Here is a 5614-nt window from a genome sequence, read left to right as displayed (position 1 = left end):
AAGAAAAGCCGCGGTTGCAGCCGCCATTGCGCGCGCCAAAGCACGTAAAGCAGAGCAAGCTGCTGCGCCTATTGAAGCGAATGACGCGAGCTCTGCACCACAAGCAGAAGCGAAAGCTGACATCACTGAAACGCCAAGCGCTGACGATGCGAAAAAGCCGCGGTTGCCGCTGCCATTGCGCGCGCCAAAGCACGCAAAGCACGCAAAGCACAACAAGAACAACAAAAACAATCTGAGGAGAAAGAGTAGTGGCCTTCTTTATTGCCAGCTCACCCCATGCGCACAGCCGCAGAAGCACTCCTGACTTAATGAAGTGGGTGGCTCTTTGTGCCCTGCCGGGTCTTATTGCTCAAACCTACTTTTTTGGCTGGGGAACACTGATTCAGTTAGTACTCGCTATTGTCATCGCCTTGAGCCTTGAAGCGGTGGTCATGCTGTTACGTAAGCGCTCACCAATGTCAGCACTGCGTGACAATAGCGCACTGGTCACAGCATGGTTACTTGCGGTGGCAATTCCGCCTCTTTCACCATGGTGGATCATCGCGATTGGTCTTGTTTTTGCTATTGTGATTGCCAAGCAACTTTATGGTGGTATTGGACAAAACCCATTTAATCCGGCCATGATTGCCTATGTGGTTCTGTTAATCTCATTTCCATTACAAATGACCAGTTGGATTTCACCAATTGAACTGCAAAGCACATCGATCAGTTCAGCAGATGCGTTCTCTCTGATCTTTACCGGTTACGACGTTGAAGGTTTATCACTGCAACAGATCCGTACCGGCATTGATGGCATGACGATGGCGACCCCGTTAGACAGCTTTAAAACCGCACTGATGGCAGGAAGCACCGCAAGTGAAGCGATGGCTCAACCGCAATTTAGCGCGTTCGCAGGTATTGGCTGGCAATGGGTCAACCTTGCCTACTTGATTGGCGGTATCGCTATGATCAAGCTGCGCGTGATCAACTGGCAGATACCTGTAAGCTTTTTAGCCAGTTTATTGGTCATCAGTAGCCTATTCATGCTGCTTACGCCCGATCAAACCGCGTCGCCCCTGGTTCACTTATTCTCTGGTGCAACGATGTTGGGCGCATTCTTCATTGCAACCGATCCGGTTTCCGCTTCAACGACAGTAAAAGGGCGACTCATTTTTGGTGCGTTTATTGGCGCAATGGTATTCATTATCCGCACTTGGGGTGGTTTCCCTGATGGCGTCGCATTTGCAGTATTACTTGCCAATATGTGTGTGCCACTGATCGATTACTACACCAAACCTCGCACTTATGGCCATTAAGGATCCCAAATGTTAAACGCAATTCGTAAAAACGGGGTAACACTGGCCATCTTTGCTTGTGCATCGACCGGATTAGTCGCACTAACTCAGTATTTGACCAAAGACCAGATTCAATTGCAGGAACAAAAACAACTGCTCTCAGTATTGAATCAAGTCATTCCTGAGCAATTACATGACAATAGCTTGTATCAAGCGTGCACCTTAGTTGAAGACTCCGCTCTTGGTACCACTCAAGCAATGCCAGCTTATATTGCCACTTTAAACGGTGAGCCAAGTGCGATTGCGCTTGAGGCTATTGCGCCTGATGGTTATAACGGCGCGATCAAAGTGATTGTTGCGGTACAACAAGATGGCACCATACTCGGCACACGCGTTTTATCACATCAAGAAACCCCAGGGTTAGGTGATAAAATTGATCTACGGGTCAGCGATTGGATTTTGGGTTTTACCGGTAAAACGGTTACCGCAGACAACCAATCAAGTTGGCATGTACGCAAAGATGGCGGCCAATTTGATCAATTTACTGGCGCAACCATCACACCTCGTGCGGTCGTCAAATCAGTAAAACGTACCGTTGATTACATCAACCAAAATCGTCAACAGTTACTGGCTCAACCACGTAATTGTGGAGGAGAAAATAATGGCTGATAACAAAAAGCTGTTTAAAGATGGCATGTGGGACAACAACCCGGCACTAGTACAACTACTCGGTCTGTGTCCTCTCTTGGCGGTTTCATCAACCATTACCAATGCGCTTGGCCTTGGGATTGCCACCTTACTGGTTCTGGTGGGTTCAAATGTCACGGTTTCACTAGTACGTGATTATGTGCCAAAAGAAGTGCGTATTCCGGTGTTTGTCATGATCATTGCCGCACTGGTAACGTGTGTGCAGTTACTGATGAACGCTTACGCTTATGGTCTCTACCTTTCTTTGGGTATCTTCATCCCATTGATCGTAACAAACTGTATTATCATTGGCCGAGCGGAAGCGTTCGCTTCAAAAAATGATCCAATCCCAGCGGCTTTAGACGGTTTGTGGATGGGCCTTGGCATGACGAGTGTACTGGTTGTTCTTGGCGCAATGCGCGAAATCATTGGTAACGGGACTCTATTTGATGGGGCTGATTTGCTGCTTGGTGAATGGGCTAAAGCATTGCGTATCGAAGTGTTCCATTTCGATAGCAGCTTCTTATTAGCACTACTTCCACCAGGCGCGTTTATTGGCGTCGGTCTGTTAATCGCGTTAAAGAACGTGATTGATAAAAAGCTCGCAGAACGCCAACCAAAACAAGATAAACCAAACATTGAACGAGCACGAGTAACCAACTAACCACCCTCTAATAGCGGCCATCTCAACCATTATAAAAATAGAGATGTTAGCCTGATTGCTCATCCGTTGTAGGTGCAGCCCATTAACCGCTCCCTACAACGGAAACACAGCGATCGATACACGGGAAGTAGCATAAACATGAACAACACTAAACGCGTTGAGATTCTTAAACGTCTTAGGGACAACAACCCAAATCCGCAAACCGAGCTCAATTGGAGTTCACCTTTTGAGCTGTTAATTGCCGTCTTACTTTCTGCACAAGCAACCGATGTCAGTGTCAATAAAGCCACCGACAAACTGTATCCCGTCGCCAACACACCAAAATCGATTCTCGACTTAGGCGTTGATGGGGTTAAGCACTACATTAAAACCATCGGTTTATTCAACTCAAAAGCTGAAAATGTGATTAAAACCTGTCGCATTTTATTAGAACAACATGGTGGTGAAGTGCCCGAAAATCGCGAGGCATTAGAAGCGCTACCTGGTGTTGGACGTAAAACCGCTAACGTGGTGCTCAATACTGCTTTCGGTTGGCCAACCATTGCCGTAGACACTCATATTTATCGCGTCTCTAATCGTACCAAATTTGCCATGGGCAAAAATGTGGATCAGGTTGAAGAAAAGCTGCTAAAAGTGGTACCCAAAGAATTCAAGCTTGATGTGCACCATTGGCTTATCTTGCATGGCCGTTACACCTGCGTGGCACGTAAACCACGCTGTGGCAGTTGCATCATCGAAGATTTATGCGAATACAAAGAAAAAACAGACGTATAAGAAGGCAGCCACAGGGCTGCTTTTTTGCACTAGAAACAAAAACCTTGAGCGCTAAATCATGGCCAAATAAAGAAAACTTCGTGGTAATATTTAAGCAGAATTATACTAGGAGCAAATTATGTCAAACGGACGCATTCTACACACCATGCTGCGTGTCGGCGATTTAGATAAATCTATCGAGTTCTACACTAACGTAATGGGCATGCAGCTATTACGCAAAAATGACAACACTGAGTACCAATACACCCTTGCCTTCCTCGGCTACGGTGACGAGTCTCAGGGCGCGGTGATTGAACTGACTTACAACTGGGGCACCAGTGAATACGATTTAGGTAACGCGTTTGGTCACATCGCTATTGGTGTCGATGATATCTATGCTACCTGCGATACCATCAAAGCGGCAGGCGGCAACATCACTCGTGAAGCTGGCCCTGTAAAAGGCGGAAGCACTCATATCGCTTTCGTAAAAGATCCTGATGGCTACATGATTGAGTTAATTCAAAACTCTCAAGCATCTGCAGGTTTAGAAGGCTAATCGACGACGAAATGATGTCGTGATAGAGAAAGATAAAGGGCAGCTCAGGCTGCTCTTTTTATTTGCTTTACATGATAATGATTATCACTTACCATTAATTTATCTTGAGGTATGCTGAACAGAATAAAGGTTGAAAGATGGAGATTTCAGACTGGGAGAAACACACTTTACTTGCTGATATGGCGCTGCAAGAACATGATCATCTGCGCTCTATTTTGCATTATCAACAAGCACTGACTGCCAGTGAAGATATCAGCCTTGCTGAGCATATTGATGTCGAAGACCGCTTACTCATTTCTGTGGTTTCATGCCATAACCTAGCTAACTTTTGGCGCGTGATGGGTGATGCCAAATACGAATTAAAATACCTTAAGCTTGCCTCAGAAAAAGTACTGACCTTAGTACCTCAATGCCCGAATAGCGGCTGCGATGCCTTTGTCGATTCGATGGGTTGCTGCAAAAAAGCGCTCGTCGCATTTATGAAGCGCCACCCTAACCCCAATATTGCCCGTTTGGTGCAAAATATTGATAGCGCAACCAATTGCAATCTGATTGCAAAATTCCGCCTACATTAATCTGCTCGAAACAAGATTCCCCCAATAAGTGTTGTAACTTCACCATACAGCACCAACAAAAAACCAGCCTATTGGCTGGTTTTTCCTCTATCGCGATCTCTAATTCGGTTATACCTGTGTTCGCCCCAACGAGATAACGACGCGACGGTTTTTATCTTTACCAATTGGTGACGAATTATCGGCGACAGGGCGACGTTTACCATAACCTTGTACTTGGATGCGATCTTCCGGTAAACCGATAGATTCAAAATAAGTGCGTAGCACATCGGCACGTTGCTCAGATAATGCTTGGCTCTCACTCTTGCTGTCTTCCGAGTCAGTATAGGTTGAGACCAGCACCAAATCGATATCTTGGTTGTAGCGAATATATTCCGCAATTTGCGCTAAGCGCTTTTGCGAGGCTTTGTTCAACTGCACACTTGAACGATCATAATGCAAAATAGTGAAGGCGATATCTTCAAAGCTATAAGGCAATAAATTGGCAATACAGTCACTAAAGACATTGTAAGATTGCTGGAATAGCACCGACGACAACGCCACTTCCACACGCTGATCACGGCTTTGCCACTCTTGGTAGCTAAACGTTGGGGAACGACCTTTTTCTAATTCGCTCAGAATACTCCACGCCGTTTGCCCCCCGACGTAACCATCAAATTGTTTAAAGAAGCGAATATTGGTCATGCGATCAGCGCTATCACCAGGGCGCCATGCTGGCGGCATCGAGACCAAAGAGACATCACGTGTCTCCCCCATCGGGCGCTTCATTTTCAATTCAAAATCGAGGTTTATTTTTTTACTGGCATGAGAAGAGAACACCGCATCGCCATAATTAGGGATCGGATGAACAAGTTGGCACTCAAGTGGTGTATTCGCCACCATTTGCCACTTGGATTGTCCTGGTGTTGCGCCATAGGCTTTATCCATTGCCCAACTGCTTGAGCTAAAGGTAGCGATGGATAATGCAAGACTGGTGACAATGCGCATTTTCATGACGTTATGGTTCTCTTTATTGTATTCATTAGCGGCACGGCGTTGCCTCTTATCAAGAGTGACCGTATCCATTTCTTTGATCAAGCAAAATTCCCGCCAACTTTTCTTGTTTCAA

7 protein-coding genes and 1 pseudogene are annotated in these 5614 nt (G+C 46.0%); 7 read left to right on the top strand and 1 reads right to left on the bottom strand.

Features of this window, described 5'->3' with window-relative positions; genetic code table 11:
- The 7 genes and pseudogenes from RH86_RS20135 to RH86_RS10025 form a co-directional block, all read left to right on the top strand.
- Nucleotides 1–304 (top strand): annotated as a pseudogene (locus RH86_RS20135) (electron transport complex subunit RsxC); the annotation flags it as partial.
- A complete protein-coding gene (gene rsxD / locus RH86_RS10050) occupies nt 249–1295 on the top strand; it encodes an electron transport complex subunit RsxD (protein ID WP_038219549.1) in 1047 nt (348 codons plus the stop codon). The pseudogene RH86_RS20135 and the gene rsxD, both read left to right, overlap by 56 nt.
- A 9-nt stretch (nt 1296–1304) precedes the next feature.
- The gene (gene rsxG / locus RH86_RS10045; RefSeq protein WP_009386080.1) at nt 1305–1943 is read left to right on the top strand and encodes an electron transport complex subunit RsxG; all 639 of its coding nucleotides are present in this window, start codon (nt 1305–1307) and stop codon (nt 1941–1943) included.
- The gene (locus RH86_RS10040) at nt 1936–2625 is read left to right on the top strand and encodes an electron transport complex subunit E (protein WP_005595009.1); all 690 of its coding nucleotides are present in this window, start codon (nt 1936–1938) and stop codon (nt 2623–2625) included. Before rsxG ends, RH86_RS10040 begins: the two co-directional genes overlap by 8 nt.
- 138 nt (nt 2626–2763) lie before the next feature.
- Nucleotides 2764–3399, top strand: a complete 636-nt coding sequence (gene nth, locus RH86_RS10035; RefSeq protein WP_005595010.1) for an endonuclease III — start codon at nt 2764–2766, stop codon at nt 3397–3399.
- 118 nt (nt 3400–3517) lie between these two features.
- Nucleotides 3518–3934 carry a lactoylglutathione lyase gene (gene gloA, locus RH86_RS10030; protein ID WP_005595011.1) on the top strand — a complete coding sequence of 139 codons (417 nt, stop codon included), beginning with the start codon at nt 3518–3520 and terminating at the stop codon, nt 3932–3934.
- 137 nt (nt 3935–4071) lie between these two features.
- On the top strand, nt 4072–4509 hold the full coding sequence (locus RH86_RS10025; protein WP_009386079.1) for a DUF2753 domain-containing protein: 438 nt from the start codon (nt 4072–4074) through the stop codon (nt 4507–4509).
- 108 nt (nt 4510–4617) lie between these two features.
- Here RH86_RS10025 and motY read toward each other — a convergent pair whose 3' ends face one another.
- The gene (motY, locus tag RH86_RS10020; RefSeq protein ID WP_009386078.1) at nt 4618–5499 is read right to left on the bottom strand and encodes a flagellar protein MotY; all 882 of its coding nucleotides are present in this window, start codon (nt 5497–5499) and stop codon (nt 4618–4620) included.
- Nucleotides 5500–5614: the final 115 nt, after the last annotated feature.

It is taken from the genome of Vibrio sp. N418 (assembly GCF_000222565.1).
Taxonomy (GTDB): Bacteria; Pseudomonadota; Gammaproteobacteria; order Enterobacterales; family Vibrionaceae; genus Vibrio; species Vibrio scophthalmi.
This window is presented reverse-complemented; position numbering and strand designations above follow the sequence as displayed.